Annotated in this window: 16 protein-coding genes; 11 read left to right on the top strand and 5 right to left on the bottom strand. The window is 40.5% G+C overall.

Going from position 1 to position 18,900, the window contains the following annotated elements; translation table 11 throughout:
• Positions 1–12: 12 nt before the first annotated feature.
• Entirely contained in the window at positions 13–1,062 is a 1,050-nt protein-coding gene (locus WKF66_RS03155) for a 3-oxoacyl-ACP synthase III family protein (protein WP_489672949.1), read from the bottom strand.
• Between the two features lie 74 nt (positions 1,063–1,136).
• Here WKF66_RS03155 and WKF66_RS03150 point away from each other — a divergent pair, with 74 nt between their 5' ends.
• The 5 genes from WKF66_RS03150 to WKF66_RS03130 all read left to right on the top strand — a co-directional run bounded on the left by WKF66_RS03150 (position 1,137) and on the right by WKF66_RS03130 (position 7,765).
• Positions 1,137–1,418: an ATP-dependent Clp protease adaptor ClpS gene (locus WKF66_RS03150; protein WP_489672948.1), complete on the top strand. Its 282-nt coding sequence runs from the start codon at positions 1,137–1,139 to the stop codon at positions 1,416–1,418.
• Positions 1,419–1,543: 125 nt separating this feature from the next.
• Positions 1,544–4,045 carry a TonB-dependent receptor gene (locus WKF66_RS03145; RefSeq protein ID WP_489672947.1) on the top strand — a complete coding sequence of 834 codons (2,502 nt, stop codon included), beginning with the start codon at positions 1,544–1,546 and terminating at the stop codon, positions 4,043–4,045.
• A gap of 11 nt (positions 4,046–4,056) precedes the next feature.
• Positions 4,057–6,450, top strand: a complete 2,394-nt coding sequence (locus tag WKF66_RS03140) for a TonB-dependent receptor domain-containing protein (RefSeq protein WP_489672946.1) — start codon at positions 4,057–4,059, stop codon at positions 6,448–6,450.
• Between the two features lie 26 nt (positions 6,451–6,476).
• Positions 6,477–6,950 carry an NUDIX domain-containing protein gene (locus tag WKF66_RS03135; RefSeq protein WP_489672945.1) on the top strand — a complete coding sequence of 158 codons (474 nt, stop codon included), beginning with the start codon at positions 6,477–6,479 and terminating at the stop codon, positions 6,948–6,950.
• A gap of 83 nt (positions 6,951–7,033) precedes the next feature.
• The gene (locus tag WKF66_RS03130) at positions 7,034–7,765 is read left to right on the top strand and encodes a lysophospholipid acyltransferase family protein (RefSeq protein WP_489672944.1); all 732 of its coding nucleotides are present in this window, start codon (positions 7,034–7,036) and stop codon (positions 7,763–7,765) included.
• Here the strand turns inward: WKF66_RS03130 and WKF66_RS03125 are convergent.
• Together WKF66_RS03125 and WKF66_RS03120 are read right to left on the bottom strand one after the other, a co-directional pair.
• Entirely contained in the window at positions 7,762–8,511 is a 750-nt protein-coding gene (locus tag WKF66_RS03125; RefSeq protein ID WP_489672943.1) for a LytR/AlgR family response regulator transcription factor, read from the bottom strand. The genes WKF66_RS03130 and WKF66_RS03125 overlap by 4 nt on opposite strands.
• Positions 8,508–9,539: a sensor histidine kinase gene (locus tag WKF66_RS03120; protein WP_489672942.1), complete on the bottom strand. Its 1,032-nt coding sequence runs from the start codon at positions 9,537–9,539 to the stop codon at positions 8,508–8,510. The genes WKF66_RS03125 and WKF66_RS03120 overlap by 4 nt, the downstream gene beginning before the upstream one ends.
• Before the next feature lie 228 nt (positions 9,540–9,767).
• On the opposite strand from WKF66_RS03120, the gene WKF66_RS03115 reads away from it, so the two are divergent.
• The 6 genes from WKF66_RS03115 to WKF66_RS03090 all read left to right on the top strand — a co-directional run bounded on the left by WKF66_RS03115 (position 9,768) and on the right by WKF66_RS03090 (position 16,044).
• Positions 9,768–9,944: a hypothetical protein gene (locus WKF66_RS03115; protein ID WP_489672941.1), complete on the top strand. Its 177-nt coding sequence runs from the start codon at positions 9,768–9,770 to the stop codon at positions 9,942–9,944.
• Positions 9,945–10,850 (top strand): ABC transporter ATP-binding protein, encoded by a 906-nt coding sequence (locus WKF66_RS03110; RefSeq protein ID WP_489672940.1) that lies wholly within the window; start codon positions 9,945–9,947, stop codon positions 10,848–10,850.
• A 1-nt stretch (position 10,851) separates the two neighbouring features.
• Entirely contained in the window at positions 10,852–11,634 is a 783-nt protein-coding gene (locus tag WKF66_RS03105; RefSeq protein WP_489672939.1) for an ABC transporter permease, read from the top strand.
• Between the two features lie 137 nt (positions 11,635–11,771).
• On the top strand, positions 11,772–13,340 hold the full coding sequence (locus WKF66_RS03100; RefSeq protein ID WP_489672938.1) for a M28 family metallopeptidase: 1,569 nt from the start codon (positions 11,772–11,774) through the stop codon (positions 13,338–13,340).
• 212 nt (positions 13,341–13,552) lie between these two features.
• A complete protein-coding gene (locus tag WKF66_RS03095) occupies positions 13,553–13,930 on the top strand; it encodes a BlaI/MecI/CopY family transcriptional regulator (RefSeq protein ID WP_489672937.1) in 378 nt (125 codons plus the stop codon).
• Positions 13,927–16,044 carry a TonB family protein gene (locus WKF66_RS03090; RefSeq protein ID WP_489672936.1) on the top strand — a complete coding sequence of 706 codons (2,118 nt, stop codon included), beginning with the start codon at positions 13,927–13,929 and terminating at the stop codon, positions 16,042–16,044. The genes WKF66_RS03095 and WKF66_RS03090 overlap by 4 nt, the downstream gene beginning before the upstream one ends.
• A 74-nt stretch (positions 16,045–16,118) precedes the next feature.
• Here WKF66_RS03090 and WKF66_RS03085 read toward each other — a convergent pair whose 3' ends face one another.
• Both WKF66_RS03085 and WKF66_RS03080 read right to left on the bottom strand, forming a co-directional pair.
• Positions 16,119–16,889, bottom strand: a complete 771-nt coding sequence (locus tag WKF66_RS03085; RefSeq protein WP_489672935.1) for a succinate dehydrogenase/fumarate reductase iron-sulfur subunit — start codon at positions 16,887–16,889, stop codon at positions 16,119–16,121.
• A gap of 20 nt (positions 16,890–16,909) precedes the next feature.
• On the bottom strand, positions 16,910–18,889 hold the full coding sequence (locus WKF66_RS03080; protein WP_489672934.1) for a fumarate reductase/succinate dehydrogenase flavoprotein subunit: 1,980 nt from the start codon (positions 18,887–18,889) through the stop codon (positions 16,910–16,912).
• Positions 18,890–18,900 lie beyond the last annotated feature (11 nt).

Below are 18,900 nucleotides of genomic sequence, written 5' to 3'. Positions count from 1 at the left end.
TTTTCAATTCCCCTACCATTCGATCAACGCGCTGGCCCATGTAAAGCCTGAACCAAACGCGGCAAGACAAACCAGATCACCTTCTTGAATCTTTCCCGCTTCCCAGGCTTCGCAAAGTGCTATTGGAATTGATGCCGCAGTTGTGTTGCCATACTTCTGAATGTTATTAAAAACCTTCTCATCTGGCAGCCCAAGCAGTTGTTGCACATATTGGCTGATCCTCAAGTTTGCCTGGTGTGGAACTAAGAGGTCAATGTCTTTCTCGCTCTTACCATTCGCCACAAGAGCTTCTTTAATTACTTCCGGAAACTTAACTACTGCTTTTTTAAATACGGCAGGACCATCCATGTAGGGTAGCGCTGCGCCACCTTCTAGCTGCTCTCTAGTTAAAAATAATCCCCCAAGTTCCTGATCTGGGTAAGGAGGTTTATCCTTAAGCCATTTATTCGCATTAGATCCTGGATAGAACATCGCAAGCAATTCTGCATCTGCCCCATCGCTATGCAAGTGGGTGCTCAAAATACCCTGACCTTCTTTTGAAGTAGGCTGGAGCACTACTGCTCCAGCCCCGTCCCCGAATATTACGGAAACGTTCCGGCTTCTGGTTTCGAAGTCCATGGCGAAAGAATGTTTTTCACTGCCTACGACCAGTATGTTCTTATACATACCCGTTTTAATAAATTGATCGGCTACAGAAAGCGCATAAATAAACCCAGAGCACTGATTTCTGATGTCAAGCGCGCCAACTTCTTTCATCCCCATTTCCCGCTGTAGCAAAACACCGCAGCCGGGGAAGTAATAATCGGGACTTAAGGTCGCAAATATGATGAAGTCCACATCCTGGGCGGTAATACCTGCACGCTCGATAGCAATTTTGGCAGCCTCAACTCCCATTGTGGTGGTGGTTTCTTCGAGTCGGTCAGCAAACCTGCGTTCTTTAATACCTGTCCGCTCTTGAATCCATTCGTCACTGGTTTCCATAAATTGGGAAAGATCAGTGTTCGTGTACACATTTTTTGGAACGTAATAACCGATACCGGCAATTTTAGAACGCTGCATCATAATCGAATTTATTAATTTTAGTCAAAAATAACTTTAACTACAACATTATTTTGAAATAACCCTATTTTTGCGGTATGTCAACAGAAACGAAAGAAGAAACATTCACATTGGAAGAAATCATGAGCTCGTTGAAAACGATTCACCGATTGATACTTTGGAATGATGATGTAAACACTTTTGAACATGTGATCCATTGCATGATGAAATACTTTGACTATACAGAGCACCAGGCGGAGAAAATAGCCTGGGAGGTTCACAACAAGGGGAAATGTCCTGTATTAGAAGGATCATTCACCGAGATGGAGATCTATCGAAAAATTCTTCAGCAAGAAGGTCTTACGGTATCAGTAGATTAGTACCACAAACATTTTACTTCCATTTAGGGAATGAACCTGTAATAAAATAGTTACGCCCTATTTTATTAAACCAACTGGCCGTTTCTTTGTCCCTCCATTATAATTACGAAAATTAAAGATCTGAGATGAAGAATTCCGTACGCAATGCCGTGCTTTTAACACTTGCTATTTGTATCAATGCAGTCACAGGATACGCACAAACAAGTACCGGTGAGGGTAAAATTACCGCAAAAGTTGTAGATGCCTCCAATAACCAAACTGTTCCTTTTGCCTCGGCAATTGTAATCGATAGAAAAACTAAGGCTGTAGTAAAAGGCGCACAAACGGATGTAGATGGCAACCTGGTAATTACTGGTTTACCAAAAGGCGTTTTCAGTTTCAAAGTAAGTTATTTAGGCTATCAAACAATGGTAAGAGATTCGATCTCTATATCTGACACCAACAAAGAAATTAAGTTCGGAACTATCAATATGAAGCCCTCGAAAGGGACGGCTTTAAATGAGGTGACCATCACTGCGCCCAAATCAACTATCCAAATGGGTATCGACAAAAAGATTTTCTCTGTTGATCAAAGCTTGGTTAGTGAGGGTGGATCAGCGTCTGACCTGCTTCAAAACGTCCCATCTGTACAAACAGACATTGAGGGAAATGTAAGTTTGAGAGGATCAAGTGGTGTAAGGGTATTGATAGATGGAAAGCCTTCATTGATAGCAGGTGGAAACGTTGCTCAGATACTTCAATCTATTCCGGCCAGTTCGATTGAAAGTGTAGAGCTCATCACCAATCCATCTGCCAAATATGATGCAGAAGGTCAGTCCGGAATAATCAACATCGTTTTAAAGAAAAACAAGAAGCTAGGTCTTAATGGCTCTGTAGCATTGACTGCAGGCAATCGTGATAACTATAATGCCAACACAAATTTGAGCTTCCAGAACAGTAAGATTAATCTTTACGGAAATTATAGCTACAGGTATGGCAATCGCTTAGGGGGGGGCTACAATAACATTACTTACCTGAATGGTTCTGCGTTAAGAGTTCCGACAGGATACGCAGATCAGATCACGGATTCGAGATCGCTGGACAAAGGTCACAATGCGAAGGCTGGGATAGATTACTATATAACCGATAAAAGTGTTTTGAGTTTTTCAGGCGGATTCAATGTCAGGGATAATGACAGAAGTGAACTGCTTGCAATAAACAGATTGTATACGGACAGAAGTCCGCTTCAGTTGAGCAACAGAAACAACAGTAATGTTGGAACCGGGGGTAGTTACGACTTAAACCTTGACTACAGTTTAAAATTTACTAAACCGAGAGAAGAACTAACTTTCAACTTTAGTTTCTCAGAGGGAGACAACGACAATAATCAGATCTATAATACTGACGTTTATAATGTGAACGGCCTTCCAGTTAATTCGTTCCTTAACATTCAGGATAATGATAATTTTGGTTACAACAAAAACTATAACGCTCAGACCGATTACACCTTGCCTTTAGGAGAGTTCGGTAAAATAGAGGCTGGATACAGAAGCCAGATCAGATTTTCTGAAAGCAACCAGATTGCCAAGAATTCTGACGTTTTAACTGGCGAGTACATTACGAATTTGGGACTGAGTAATTTGTTTAACAGCAAGGATCAGGTGCATGCCTTATACTTCAACTACCAGAATCAGATTAAAAACTTTGGCTATCAAGTAGGTTTAAGGGGTGAAGATGCGAAACTAGATACACGTCTTGGGACCTATCAGCAAAACGGTCAATTGGCTTACACTCCAGGGAAGGTTGCTTATACAAGGCTTTATCCGAGCGTTTTCTTAACTGAAAAATTTAAAGGAGATCAACAGGTTCAGTTGAGTTATAGCCGGAGAGTTAACAGACCAAGAGGATGGGATACCAATCCATTTTTGGATGTCTCTGACCCTTTGAACTACCGACAAGGTAATCCTAACTTACAGCCAGAAGATGTTCATGCATTTGAACTTAGCTATAGCAAATTCTGGAAAGCAGTAACTTTTACTTCAAGTGCCTACTTACGTCAGACCAATGATGTCATTCAAAGGGTAAGGACTGATCCTAATGCAGAAGGAATTACAATTACTACGCCTCAAAATTTAACTAAGAGTGTTAACAGCGGCGTTGAGTTAATAGGCCGGGTTGATGTAGTTAAGGCGTGGAACTTTACGGGTAATGTCAACTTATACCAAAGCAAGATTGAGGGAGTACCTGCTTTTGGTGTGATTGAAAACTCGGGTTTTAGCTGGAATGCGAATGTGACCAACAACTTTGTGTTGCCTTATAGCATCACGCTGCAAATACGGGCAGAATATAGTGCTGCTGAAGTAATGGCTCAAGGCACAAGAAATGCAAATTTTGGAATGGATGCAGGCGCTAAATATGATTTCAAAGACAAGAAATCATCGTTAAGCTTAAATGTGAGAGATGTGTTCAATAGCAGAAGATGGACTATGACTACTAATACCAATACAACTGAAATTGATTTTAGTCGCAGAATGCAGGGAACAATGGCTAACTTAACCTACTCTTACCGTTTTGGTAAAACATTGTTTAACAATGCCAAGAAGAAACCTACACAACAGGAGAACCGTTCTGACGAGGAATCCTTCTAATACATGATAAAATGAAAGCGACGTTCATCAGCTTTTCTTTGTTAATAATTTCATTTCAGCTGCTGGCAGCAGATAAAGGGATAATTTCAGGAAAGGTTGTTGAGCAGGTGGGTGCTTTACCTATACCCTCAGCAGTAGTAGCGGTTTATGCTGCAGGTTCAGATCAGCCAATCGTGTCTGCGCCGACTGATGAAAACGGAATCTTTAAAATCGGCTCCTTAAAGTATGGCGCCTACCGGATTAAAGTGAATTATGTCGGCTTTATTCCGTTAGTCATAGACGACATTGTATTAAACGACAAAGATCCTGAGAAACGAGTAGGAACGCTGAAGTTAGTAGCCGATCAAACCAATCTTCAGGAAGTCACTATTGCTGCGGAAAAACCATTGATTCAGTATGCTGCTGACATGATGACTTACAACGTTGGGCAGTCAATACTAGCGGAAGGTAGCACAGCAAGTGATATTCTTAGAAATGTGCCGATGGTGGAAGTTGACCTCGATGGAAACGCAAGTATCTCTGGTAAGCGGAATACGCGAATATTCATTGATGGGAAGCCCTCGGACTATATGACTTCTAATATTGCCGACCTTCTAAGCGTTTTACCTTCTGACGCCATTGAGAAAATCGAGGTGATGACTAATCCCCCAGCAAGATATTCGGGAGATGGCGAAGGCATCATTAATATTGTACTTAAGAAAAATTTCAAGATCGGTCTTGGAGGCAATGCAGGTGGTTCAGCAGGTCTTACTGGCAAGACAAATGTTAACGCCAATGCTTCGTATAAAGCGAAGAACTATTCCATTAATGGTGGAGGTGCCTATCAATACAACTTACGGAAAACAACGAACACCAGTTATAGGGAGAATTTTTTAACAGATACAACTTTTTATCAGAATAATTTAAACGACTATAGGGACTCCGGTGATGGCGGGAACTATAGGGCAAACTTCGACTGGAACATCACAAAAAAGCAAAGCCTTCGCATTTCAACCAATTACAATAATAACAGTAGTAATAGTATTGGCGGAGGATATAACTATTCTCTCGATGAAGAACTCGTGGAGCGTTCCCTAAGAACTACCGTAAATACGGGAAAGATTAAGCGAGCAACCTTCGTGGCAGATGCGGACTATGAATTAAAAATTGACACGACAGGTGGCTTAGTTACCTTGGGGTTGACGTACAATGATAATAATGACCTTACCAATCGCATTATAGATAGAACATTTGCTCCTGCCAACCGTGCGCAACAATTGCAGAATAATGTAGACAACATCGGCAATAATGGGCTGACGTTTAAAGCAGATTTTGATAAGCCCGTTTTGAAGAAAAGAGACAATATTGAACTAGGCCTTCAGTATACTTACCGTAATAATGACAAAGATCAACGCAATCAGTATTTTGACATGGCCAGTCAGCAATTTGTGATCAATGAACCACAAAGCACCAGGTTTCTTTACAAGGAAGACATTTTTGCCGGTTATGCCTCCTACAATCTTCGACTTAAAAACTGGGGAGCGAAGGCCGGATTACGTGCTGAATTAACTGCTGTTCATTTCGATCTTTCCTCTGGTGAGAACTATAACATAGACCCCTACCTCAATTTATTCCCTACTGCAAGTATCAGCAGAAACTTTAAAAAATTTAATTTGACTTCTTCCTATAGTGTCAGGGTTAACCGGCCAAGGGAAAACACTTTAAACCCTCAGATAAATAATATAGATCCCCTAAACATAAATTATGGCAATCCAAACCTTAATCCGGAGCTTACGCACCAAATGGATATTGGTTTAAATGCCTGGGGAATGCGATGGAGCTTCAACCCGAAGCTCACTTATGCCAGCCGCAGTGCAGTAATTGAGCGCTTCAGATCAGTAGATCAGACTGGAGTTTCTGAAACCAGTTTTGACAATGTATCTGCCAACCAGCAGTATGGAATTGTTCTTTCTGGCAACTATCGCCCACATAAGACGATCTCCACTAATGCTAACTTTGTTTTTAGTCAGACCTCCTACCAATCTGATTTAAACAGTGCGCTGAACCGGACCGGGAAAAACCTGAGTGGCAATATTGGGATATCCATGCAGTTGCCATTCAAAACAGCCTTTGAAGGCAACTTCAATTACTACAATAACATTTCTGCACAAGGCAGAAATAAAGGATCAATTACGACCTGGATGGGTGCCAGGAAAGTATTTATGAAAAATAAGTTGAATGCGAGAGTCAACATCAGTGATCCCTTTGGCCGTGCCAACAACTCATCGTATAGTGAAGGGGCTAATTTCAGGGTACAAAACTTCAACACCAATAATTCAAGCAATGTTACGTTGAGCCTTAACTATCGCTTTGCCAGAGTCACTAAAGCAAAAGTACCACCTCCAACCAATACTGCTACGCCTTAGATTCTGTAATTTTGTATATTGCAGCCATGGAAGAAAACAACCCATGGACGACGCTGGAGCGAAAAGAAGTTTATGATAATAAGTGGATCAATGTTAACGAGCATCAGGTAATTAACCCTTCAGGCGGTTCAGGAATATACGGGGTTGTTCACTTTAAAAATGTAGCAATAGGCGTGCTTCCTTTGGATGAAGAAAACAACACCTGGTTGGTTGGACAATACCGTTATCCATTAGACGCCTATAGTTGGGAGATTCCGGAAGGGGGCGGTCCTCTGGGATTAGACCCGCTTGATGGTGCAAAGCGAGAATTGTTGGAAGAGACCGGACTAATAGCAACAGACTGGACCGAAATACAGCGCATGTATCTGTCAAATTCTGTTAGTGATGAACTTGCTGTCATTTACGTAGCCAAAGGACTAACGATGGGAGTGGCTGAACCGGAGGAAACTGAGCAGCTGATACTGCGTAAGCCCCCTTTGACGAAGCTTACCAAATGGTGATGGATGGTAAAATTACTGACAGCATGAGTATTGCGGCAATTTTGAAAACGAAAATTCTATTCTTTTAAGTCTAAGTAATATTTATGAACAAGCTGCTTGGCTATGTGTTTAGTCCGTTATTTTACTTTGCTTTTTTCCTCTCTTTAGTGATATTTCATCCCATTCAATGGGTTTGTTATCGGTTCTTTGGTTATAGAGCCCATAAGATATCTGTGGATATTCTTAATTTCTTTCTCACCTATTCAGATTTATTTTTACTGTCTTCTGTAACTTTTAATAACAATCAAGAGCTCCCTACAGACCGTCCCATCATCTTTGTTGCAAACCACCAAAGCATGTACGACATCCCTGCTTTGATCTGGTTTTTAAGAAAGCACCATATAAAGTTTATTTCCAAAATTGAGCTTACTAAGGGTATACCGTCAATTTCTTTCAATCTTAAGTATGGTGGAGGCGCAAATATTGACCGTAAGGATAGCAAGCAAGCTGTCTCTGAGATTATCAAGTTAGGAAGACGAATGAGCGATAACACCTGGTCAACCCTGATTTTTCCAGAGGGAACCAGATCTAAAGATGGCCATTTGAAGCCTTTCCAGGTCGGTGGCATCGCTACACTTCTCAAAGTCGTTCCAAATGCACTTATAGTGCCTGTTGCCATTGAGAACTCCTGGAAAATCGTGAAATATGGTACCTATCCGCTTCGTGTTGGAGAGCGGCTTCGGTGGACAGTCCTAAAACCTATAGAACCTAATGGTAATAAGCCTGAAGATGTTGTACAGGAGGTAGAATTGGCAATTAAGAAAGTGGTAAACTAAATGTTTTTATTGTCAATGTGCTTAAAAAATTCATCCCTATAGGTGTCCCCTATCGGAATCACTTTACCATTAATAGCGATCCTGCTGCGTTCAATACTTTCTATCTTATCCAGAGAGATAATATATGACTTATGAACCCTTACAAACTGGCCTTTAGGTAACGTCTCCTCCATCTTTTTCATGTTCTGTAAGGTAATGACACGTTCGGCTTTAGTAAAGATCGAGATGTAGTCTTTAAGCCCTTCAATGTAGAGAATATCGTCAAGCTGTATCTTTTGGATCTTATGCTCAGTCTTTACAAAAATGAAATCCTGCACACTATGATTTGTCGCAGCAGAGGCAGCAGATACAGGAAGGGGCTGCGCTACGGCAACGGGTTCGGCAGGTTTGTTGAGATTGTGCACCTTCTCGACAGCCTTGTAGAAGCGATCGAAAGCGATTGGCTTTAAAAGGTAATCAGATACGTTAAGATCGTAACTTTCTAAGGCGTATTGAGAATAGGCAGTTGTTAAAATATAGCTGGCTTTGTTATTGGCTATTTTAAGAAATTGAATTCCGGTAAGTTCCGGCATTTGAATATCTAAAAATACCAGATCGATGCCACCCGCCTGGACCAGTTGAAGTGCTTCTATTGCATTTTCAGTTCTTTTAACAAGCTCTAGAAAAGGTACTTTAGATACATAGTCTTCTATAATATCGAGGGCCAAAGGCTCATCATCAACAGCAATACATTTTAATTTTGTCATATATCAAGCATTAATTCACTGGTATAATGGGTATCCGAATTTACAATATTTAATTTATACCGTTCCGGATAAAGTAATTGTAAACGGCGTTCTACATTGTGCAGGCCTACTCCCCCCATCTGGTCTTTATTGTAACTGTTCTTTTTGTTACTTACACTAAAGTGCAAGATTTTTTGGTTCGCAATAATATTGATTCTTATCGGATTTTGTGGATCGTTAGCAATACCATGTTTAAACGCATTTTCTACAAATGAGATCAAAATCAGTGGCACAATTTGCTGATCGTCAATCTCACCGTTCTGGGTAAATTCTACGGCTGCGCCATCTTTGAATCTTAGTTTCTGAAGCTCTATAAAACTTTGTACGTATTCAATCTCTTTACTCAGGGATACCCAGCTATCGTTACTTTCATAGATCATGTACCGCATAATTTCTGAAAGCTTCAATATGGCATCCGCAGTCTTATCAGATTTCTGGTAGGCTAAAGAATAGATGTTATTGAGGGAGTTGAAAAGGAAATGAGGGTTTAGCTGTGATTTCAAAAACTGCAGCTCCATCTCTTTTCTTTCACGAATCAGATTTCTTTGTGCTGTTTCATTACCGAACCAATCGGCCGCAAACTTAATCAGCGAGCTGGCAACGATGAAAAATCCTGATATGAAAATATGAAAGACAACGTGTTTTGCTACATCAATATACTTGCCTTTTACAGCCTGATCCAGAGCAGCAAGGAAGAAATTAGAATAAAAACTATCAATGACAACCTTAATTAGGGTCATGAACAAGATCAAAAGTGTTATACTGATCACATAAAGCCCATATCGCTTGGTGTCTTTGACAAGCAAAGGGATAAGAAGCGTATAGTTAATATAGAAAATGGAGATGTTTATTAGTCCTGAATAGCCGTGTTCAATAGCAAAAGAGGATAACGTTACTGGTTCTTTAGTTACAAATACTTCAAAAAATAAAATGGAACTAACAATCAGCCAAAAAATCAGGTGAACGGTAAAAGGCGCTTTGCTCTTCATTAATCCTTTATAACACTAAATTTAAAGGTCCAAAATAGCAAATGATCTGTGTTAAAATGCCTCACTTTCGACGAACAGGCATTTTTTTTCTACGAATAGCCTGGATTACCGATATAATCTGTTAACATTCAATTTGCGGCGTTTATCTAGAATAATCTGCGCTTTGTCTAAAACATTTTAGCAGAATTCTTTTAATGATTCTATTTGTTTCATCAAAACGAAACAATTATGAAAAAGTTATCAAACGTATCGCCTTTTATACTTCTTTTAGTACCAGTATTCGTCATCATGTTATTTGCACTGACGCCTAACGCTAATAGTAACCAAAACGATGATGAGATTGCTTTAAAATCTTCAACTTCAAAGATTTCAATAATAAAGATCAGCAATCCTTTCTCTAAATAAATGAGCGAGCTGATCATTGAAACCCGGGGATTGACTTACAACTTTGGAACCCAAAGGGTAGTAGATAATCTTTCGTTACAAGTTGCGAAAGGAAGTATTTACGGCTTCCTTGGCCCTAATGGAGCTGGCAAAACCACCACAATTAAAATACTTCTTAACCTGCTGAAATCTCCGGCAGACACCGTTTTTCTTTTTGGAAAGGAAATCAATTCCCATCGCATTGAAAGTTTGAAACGCCTTGGTGCTCTCGTAGAGCAGCCAGCAATATATGCCCACTTAACCGGGAAAGAAAATCTAATAAACAGATGTATATTATTAGGACTTCAAAAGTCTAAAGCCACAGAATTACTTCAGCTTGTTGGTTTAACAGAAGCTGCAAATAAAAAAGCATCTAACTACTCGCTTGGAATGAAACAGCGTTTGGGCATTGCCCTTGCCCTTTTATCTGATCCTGAATTGTTATTGCTTGACGAGCCTACAAATGGCCTGGATCCCAACGGAATTATTGAAATTCGTAACCTTATGATGGATCTAGCCACAAATCATGGAAAAACAATTCTGGTATCAAGTCACCTACTCAGTGAAATAGAGAAGATAGCTTCCCACGTTGGTATCATAAATAAAGGAAAGTTATTGTTCCAGGGAACAATAGCCGAACTCCACAATTTGAGTAAACCGACGCTTGAAATCGAAACTTCAAACGTTGCCGGAGCGTCTGCACTTCTAACTGCAAATGGTTATGTTTCGACGGTTGAAGAATCGAAGTTAAGCATGTTGTTCACTTCTGCCGAAGATAGCGCCAGAATAAATGCACTACTGGTGAATAACGGATATCATGTTTCAAGTATCTGCCCTGTACGTAAAGATCTGGAGCACTTATTTCTCGATATTACAAAAAACAATTAAGATGCACTCATTGATCATATCTCTCCAATCTGAATTTTTCAAATCAAGAAAGACACTTGCCTTCTGGGCAGCAATATTATTACCCCTGGTTATCTGTGGATTAATCGCAGCCGGCTTTTTCAGCAACGCAGAAAAGGTTATAGCAAGGAATTATCCGCCAGAGGCCTTATGGGGTATATATAGTGGTACCGCTCTTGGAATAATGGGAATGTTGATCCTTCCATTCTATGTGATCTTTATGGCTTTTTCCGTCAACAATATCGAGCATAAAAATGACACCTGGAAAACCCTTTTCGCGCAACCACTAAATAAGTTCTCAATTTATGCCGCTAAATATCTATATGCAGTTCTGCTCATTTTTCTTAGCTTATCTCTTTTCGCTATACTAACGCTCGTCTTTGGCTACCTGCTGTATATGTTAAATAGCGAACTAAAGTTTAATGAATTTTCGCCTGTCGAGATGCTGACTAAGTTATATCTCAAAGTGTTCTTATCGTCGTTGGGGATCCTATCTGTTCAGTTTATCATCAGTTTAATTTGGGGCGATTTTTTAAAGCCAATGGGAATTGGATTTATAGGCGTGATTATGGGAATAATCGTGGCGAGTAAAGGATGGGAATATGCTTATATGGTACCCTATAGTCACCCATTCCTAACCTTAAGTTTAAGTAAAAGTAAGGGTGCTGCAGAGATTTTCTCTAGAGAAATTTATAGTAGTCTGATTTACGCCGTCGTATTTTTCATTATAGGTTATTTTATTGTTGCACGGAAAAGTGTAAAATAATTTTAGTTAGTTTTAGTTAGAAAATGGCGGGGTATTACTTCGTCATTTCTTATTTAAGGGCAATCATGTAAAAATGTTAGTGGACATATTAATTATTTAAGATAGTATCTTAGATTTATCTAAACAACAACCTGATTATGATGAAAAAACTTACACTAACTACACTTACACTAGGATTAGTCTTGTCCGCTTTCTCCCAGGAGAAAGTAAATATAGATATCGTGCAAAAAATCCGCAAAGAGGGACTTGATAATTCCAAAGTAATGGATATTGCCTTTCAAATTACTGATGTTGCGGGACCAAGATTATCAAATTCACCAGGATTGAAACGAGCTCAAGACTGGGCGGTTAAGCAGTTTACGGAATGGGGACTAAAAAATGTTCATTTGGAATCATGGGGGAAATTCGGTAAAGGTTGGCAAATTGATAAATACTATGCTGCTACTACCCTTCCCTATTATCATGCAATCATTGCCTCGCCTAAGGCCTGGACACCGGGGACCAATGGCCTGATCAAATCGGAGGTTATTCTAATAAAAGCAGATACTATAACGGATCTCGATAAGTATAAAGGAAAGCTTGCAGGGAAGATTGTAATGTTCGATCAGACGATGCTACAACCTTTACAAAATACTTATAAGCCAGATGCGGTGAGACATGCTGACTCTGTGCTAACCAGGATGGAGCAAGCCTCTGCCCAAAGTCAAAGGCCGCAACGTCCTGCGGGCAACAATAACATGATGGCCCAAATGTTAAAGATGAGGGAGACGAGAGCTGCAATGATTACTATGTTGCTCGAGGAGAAGGTCGGCTTGATCTTAACGTACGCAAGAGGCAGTTATGGTACGTTCTTCACCAGTAACGGTGCGTCGTATGCACTGGATGCGAAGCCTGTCTCTCCGGAGCTGGAGGTTTCGTCTGAAGACTACCTGCATATTTTAAGATTACTTCGTGCTGGAAAGCCTGTAGAAATGGAGGCAGATATTAAAACATCCTTCTTTGACCAGGATCCAGAAGGCTACAATGTGATTGCGGAGATTCCAGGTACGGATAAAAAGCTTAAAGACGAAGTTGTAATGATCGGCGGTCATTATGATTCCTGGCATTCTGCAACAGGTGCAACGGACAACGCTGCAGGTTCTGCGGTAATGATGGAAGCAATGAGAATTCTTAAGGACATCAACTTCAAACCAAAAAGAACCATCAGAATTGCCTTGTGGAGTTCTGAGGAGCAAGGGCTTTTCGGATCGAGAGGATATGTTGCCAAACACTATGGCGATCCAAAGACGATGGTCCTGACTCCAGATCAAAAGAAAATCAGTGCGTATTATAATCTGGATAATGGAACAGGCGCGATCAGGGGTATTTATCTTCAAGGCAATGAAGCTGCACGCTCAATATTTAAGGACTGGTTGACTCCGTTCAGCGACATCGGCGCAAAAACAGTGACGATTAGTAACACGGGAGGTACAGATCACCAGGCATTTGATGCTGTAGGTATTCCTGGATTCCAGTTTATTCAGGATCCGATGGATTACAATACACGTACACACCATAGTAATGAAGATACTTATGACAGGCTTGTAGAGGAAGATCTGAAAAGATCTGCCACCATTGTTGCCTCTTTTGTTTACCATACATCCGAACGAGTACAACAAATTCCAAGGAAAGAGTTACCTAAAGCACCTGAAGCAGCGAAACTGTAGATCATACTTCTAATTGAAAAGCCTCCATAATAGGGGGCTTTTCTTGTTTTAAGGGATTTATTTTATTCTAACTACTTGTATGATAGAAATAAATGTAAAATCATTTTGAAAACTAAATTATTAGTTTTAAGTTTATACTAAGTTCTTAGTTATAACAGGTAATGCGCAGTATGCTGATAACTGAACTGGCAACAATAATATTAAAAGCAGATATGGAATTAAAGGATTTAACAAAGGCAGAGGAACAGATCATGCAAATTGTATGGCAGATAGAAAAAGGATTCGTTAAAGACGTAATGGATTTTCTCCCTGAGCCTAAGCCCGCTTACAATACGGTATCCACTATTATTCGGATTCTCGAAGTAAAAGGATTTATTGCTCACGAGACTTTCGGAAAGGCTCATAAATATTATCCTATCGTTAGCAAAGAAGATTATAAACGTCACGCAACGGAAAAATTGTTAGGAAACTACTTTGAAAACTCTGTAGAGAGCATGTTCTCGTTCTTTGTAAAAGAGGAAAAGCTGGAATTGAATGATGTTGATGAGATTCTTAAAATGATCAGTAAACTTAAAAATAAAGAGAAATGAGTTGGGCACACTACATCCTTCAGGTCAACATCTACTTAATTGTATTTTACGGCTTCTATAAACTCTTGTTGGACAGGGAGACTTACTTTATACTGAATAGGCTTTATCTCTTGTCTGCGGGCACGCTTTCAGCTGCGCTACCCTTTCTGAGGTTTGAATGGTTTATCACGCAGCCTTTGGCCCAGCCAATGTATTCAAGCGTTGGCCAGATGAACGACTTTATCACTGGTGCGATCGTGGACGAAGATGTGAGTAAACTGACGCTTGGAAATGTATTGGCTTTTCTATACGTCACGGGGGTAATATTTTTCGTAGTTCGGCTCATTATCCAGTTAATTTCCGTTAAGGTTATACTTAGAGAAAAGAATAAAGGCTTTGCTTTCTCTTTCTTCGGCAAGAAAGTCATTGATGTAACTCTCCCTGAGTTCAGGACGATCAACAGTCATGAGGAACTTCATATTAAGCAGCTACATTCTCTTGACGTAATTTTCTTTGAGGTTCTGGGCATTCTAACCTGGTTTAATCCTGTTATCTATTTTTATAAGCATAGCATAAAAAACATTCACGAATTTTTGGCAGATGAAGAAGCTGCCAGATTTCAGGGTGACAAAGAACAGTATGCTTTATTGTTGTTGAGCAGTGCATTTGGAGTTACTCCAAGTAATCTAACTAATAGTTTTTTTAACAAATCACTTATTAAAAAAAGAATTTACATGCTACACAAACAAAGATCTCAGAAAACTGCCGTATTGAAATACGGTCTGTTTTTGCCACTATTTGCCATCGCTTTGGTGATGTCATCCGCAACGATTCGTAAAAATGAAAAGATTCTGGCTATAGCCGAAAAGATTCCTTTGACTGAACCCCTTGAAATGATAAAAGAGGCGGCAATTAGCGTGACGGCTGAAAATTTAGGGTCAAATGCTTTATTGGCCACGGTACATGCGAATACATCAACTGCGAGGTTAGCTGCTCAAGAAGCTGGAAACCTATCTACGATAAATTGGTCGGGCCTGACGGATCATTTAAAGAGGAGTATTAGATATCCTACAGCGGCAATTTTAAATCAGACCCAAGGTTCTACACTCATTAAGTTTAGCGTCAAAGGTGGTGAACCTGAGGGGGTAAGTTTGGGCGGTCCTTCCCTTGGCGCGGGGACAGATGCAGAAGTGATGAGCAAAATATTATCTTATGCAGATTTCAAGGGCGTTCCAGATGGAAAATATACGCTTAAAACAACTTTCACAATCGCAGGCGCCACAGAAGTAAAGAAGAATACAGAAATAGATCAGCCAGAGGGTTACAGTTACATCGGAGAAATTGTCATTCGTAGTTACCTTCCAAAAACAACCAATACTAAAAATGATCCTGCGGATATAAAGGTCTACGATTTTGTATCCTTGGAAGCACAGCCGACTTTCCCTGGTGGAATGGCTAACTTCTACAATTATTTGAAACAGAATGTGAAGTATCCAGCAGAGGCGAAAGCTAACAAAGTGGAAGGAAAGGTATTTCTTTCTTTCATTGTGGAAAAGGACGGGAGCCTCATGGACATCAAAGTTGATCGTAAACTCGGTGGAGGTACCGATGAAGAAGCGGTTCGGGTTCTTACAGCGAGTCCTAATTGGAATCCGGGGGTTCAAAATGGAAATGTAGTGCGCGTTAAGTACAATATCCCTATAAGTTTTTCTCTAAATTCTTCGCCAGCAACATTGGGTTCGGCAGTGGATCATATGAACTTAGTAGCAAAGCAGATTAGTAACTTTGCTGCATCGCCTACACAAGAAGAAAAAGTACTTGATTTTACTGCTCTTGATGTAGCACCAACATTTCCTGGGGGAATCAAACAGTTCTACGTTTACCTTGGAAAAGCGACGAAATATCCTAAAGAGGCGCAGGAAAAAAATATTCAAGGGAAAGTTTTCACAAGTTTCGTTGTCGAGAAGAACGGCAAGCTCACTAACATTAAAGTTGATAAAGGTCTTGGTTCGGGAATAGATGAGGAAGCAATTCGAGTACTGAACGAATCTCCTCATTGGATACCGGGTATGGTAGATAAAAAACCGGTCAGAGTTAAATATAATCTGCCATTAACATTTAGTCTCTCAAAGTAAATTTCACTAACACAAAACCCCAGCTAAATAGCCGGGGTTTTGCGCATAATACCTTGTCTCGTTGTATAAATCTATTAAATATCTTCTTCAGATACAAATTTTGCAGAATAAAAATCTCTGTTCATCCTGGCGATATTTTCTAGCGATATACCTTTAGGACACTCTGCCTCACAAGCTCCTGTGTTGGTACAGTTACCAAAGCCCTCCGCATCCATCTGAGCGACCATACTTTGTACCCTGCGGTACCTTTCAGGTTGTCCTTGAGGTAGTTGAGCTAGCTGCGATATCTTAGCAGAGGTATATAGCATTGCAGATGCATTGACACATGTTGCCACACAAGCACCACATCCAATACATGCGGCAGCCTCAAACGCAGAGTCAGCCTGCTTCTTTGGAATCGGCAAGGCGTTAGCGTCCTGAGCATTCCCTGTGTTCACTGAGATGAAGCCTCCAGCTGCAACAATTCTATCCAAGGCTGTTCTGTCAACCATCAAATCCTTAATGACTGGAAAAGCAGCAGCTCTCCAAGGCTCAACTACGATGGTATCGCCATCTTTAAACGAACGCATGTGAAGCTGACAAGTCGTAACCAAGTCTTTAGGCCCGTGAGGGCGACCGTTAATAAACATCGCACAGCTTCCGCAAATACCTTCACGACAATCGTGATCAAACACAATAGGCTCATCGTTCTTGTTAATCAACTCTTCGTTTAAAACATCAAACATCTCTAAGAATGACATGTCAGGTGAGATATCAGCTAATTTATAATCCACCAAAGCACCTTTGGCTTTGCTATTCTTTTGACGCCAAACTTTCAGCGTTAAGTTCATATTTCCTGTACTCATAATATTGAGATTTAGTACCGCTATTTATAACTTCTTTGTGCCACTTTAATGTTCTCAAACTTCAATTCTTCCTTATGAAGCTCAAAGTTAACACCCTCTTTAAATTCCCAGGCTGCTACATAAGCGTAGTTTTCATCATCACGAAGTGCTTCACCCTCTTCTGTCTGGTATTCTTCTCTGAAGTGACCGCCGCAGCTCTCGTTTCTATTTAAGGCATCGATACACATCAATTCGCCCAGTTCGATAAAATCTGCAACCCTTCCTGCTTTCTCAAGCTCAGGATTTAATTCTTCCGCAGTTCCGGGAATTTTAACTTCCGACCAAAACTCTGCACGTAGCGCTTTGATGTCTGCAATTGCTTCGGTTAGTCCTTTTGCATTACGGGACATTCCGCACTTTTCCCACATAATGTGACCTAAACGCTTGTGGAAATGATCCACTGATTTAGTTCCCTTGATGCTGATCAGTTTATCCAGAATTCCTTTAGCTCTTCCCTCAGCTTCTACGAAAGCCGGGTGATCTAATGGAATAGCTTTAACAGAGATCTCATTTGAGAGATACTTACCAATTGTATATGGCAACACAAAGTATCCATCAGCTAGACCCTGCATCAATGCGGACGCGCCTAAACGATTTGCACCGTGATCTGAAAAGTTAGCTTCACCAGTACAATATAATCCAGGTACGTTAGTCATCAGGTTATAATCAACCCATAATCCGCCCATGGTATAATGCACTGCAGGATAAATCCTCATTGGTAATTCATATGGATTTTCCCCTGTGATCTGCGCATACATATCAAACAGGTTACCATATTTTTCTTTAATTACGTCAGTACCAAGACGCATACAAGTCGCTTGATCCGGATTGTGAAGGCCCATCTTAGACGCTTCAATTTTACCATATCGCTCTGTATTCGCTTTGAAATCAAGGTATACAGCTAACTTAGAATTACCCACACCATAGCCGGCATCACAACGTTCTTTTGCTGCTCTTGATGCTACGTCACGCGGTACAAGGTTACCAAAAGCAGGGTAACGGCGCTCCAGGTAATAATCCCTCTCGTCTTCAGGGATTTCTGAGGCCTTACGGGTGTCATCTTTCTTCTTAGGTACCCAGATTCTTCCATCGTTACGTAACGACTCAGACATCAGGGTTAATTTACTTTGGTGATCTCCTGAAACTGGAATACAGGTCGGGTGAATTTGAGTATAACAAGGATTTGCAAAAAAAGCTCCTTGCTTATGCGCCTTCCATGCTGCAGTTACATTACTGCCCATTGCATTTGTTGAAAGATAGAATACGTTTCCGTAACCACCTGTGCCTAAAACGACCGCATGACCAAAATGGCGTTCCAACTCACCAGTAATCAGGTTTCGTGCAATAATACCGCGAGCCTTACCTTCAATGGTAACTACTTCGAGCATCTCATGACGAGTATACATCTCAACCTTACCCATGCCAATCTGGCGCTCTAAGGCTGAATACGCACCAAGAAGTAACTGTTGACCAGTTTGTCCTGCTGCATAAAAAGTACGTTGAACCTGTGTACCACCGAATGAACGATTATCTAATAAGCCACCGTATTCACGTGCCAAAGGAACACCTTGAGCAACACACTGATCTATGATATTAGAACTTACCTCAGCTAAACGATGAACGTTTGCTTCACGCGATCTGTAATCACCCCCTTTTATAGTATCGTAAAACAGGCGATAGGTACTATCTCCGTCATTTTGATAGTTTTTCGCAGCATTAATTCCACCTTGAGCGGCAATAGAATGCGCTCGTCTTGGAGAATCCTGGAAACAGAAACATTTAACTTTATATCCCATTTCAGCCAAAGTAGCTGCTGCCGAAGCACCTGCTAAACCTGTGCCTACTATAATTATTTCTATACTTCTTTTATTTGAAGGATTAACCAAAGGAACAGAAGAACGAAACTTAGTCCATTTCCCTGTTAATTCGCCTTCTGGTATGTTTGAATTCAACTCTGACATATTCTTACGTT

Source organism: Pedobacter sp. (genome assembly GCF_037719805.1).
In the GTDB taxonomy this organism is placed as follows: Bacteria; Bacteroidota; Bacteroidia; order Sphingobacteriales; family Sphingobacteriaceae; genus Pedobacter.
The sequence above is the reverse complement of the archived record's forward strand: the minus strand, read 5'-3'. Positions and strand labels throughout refer to the sequence as shown.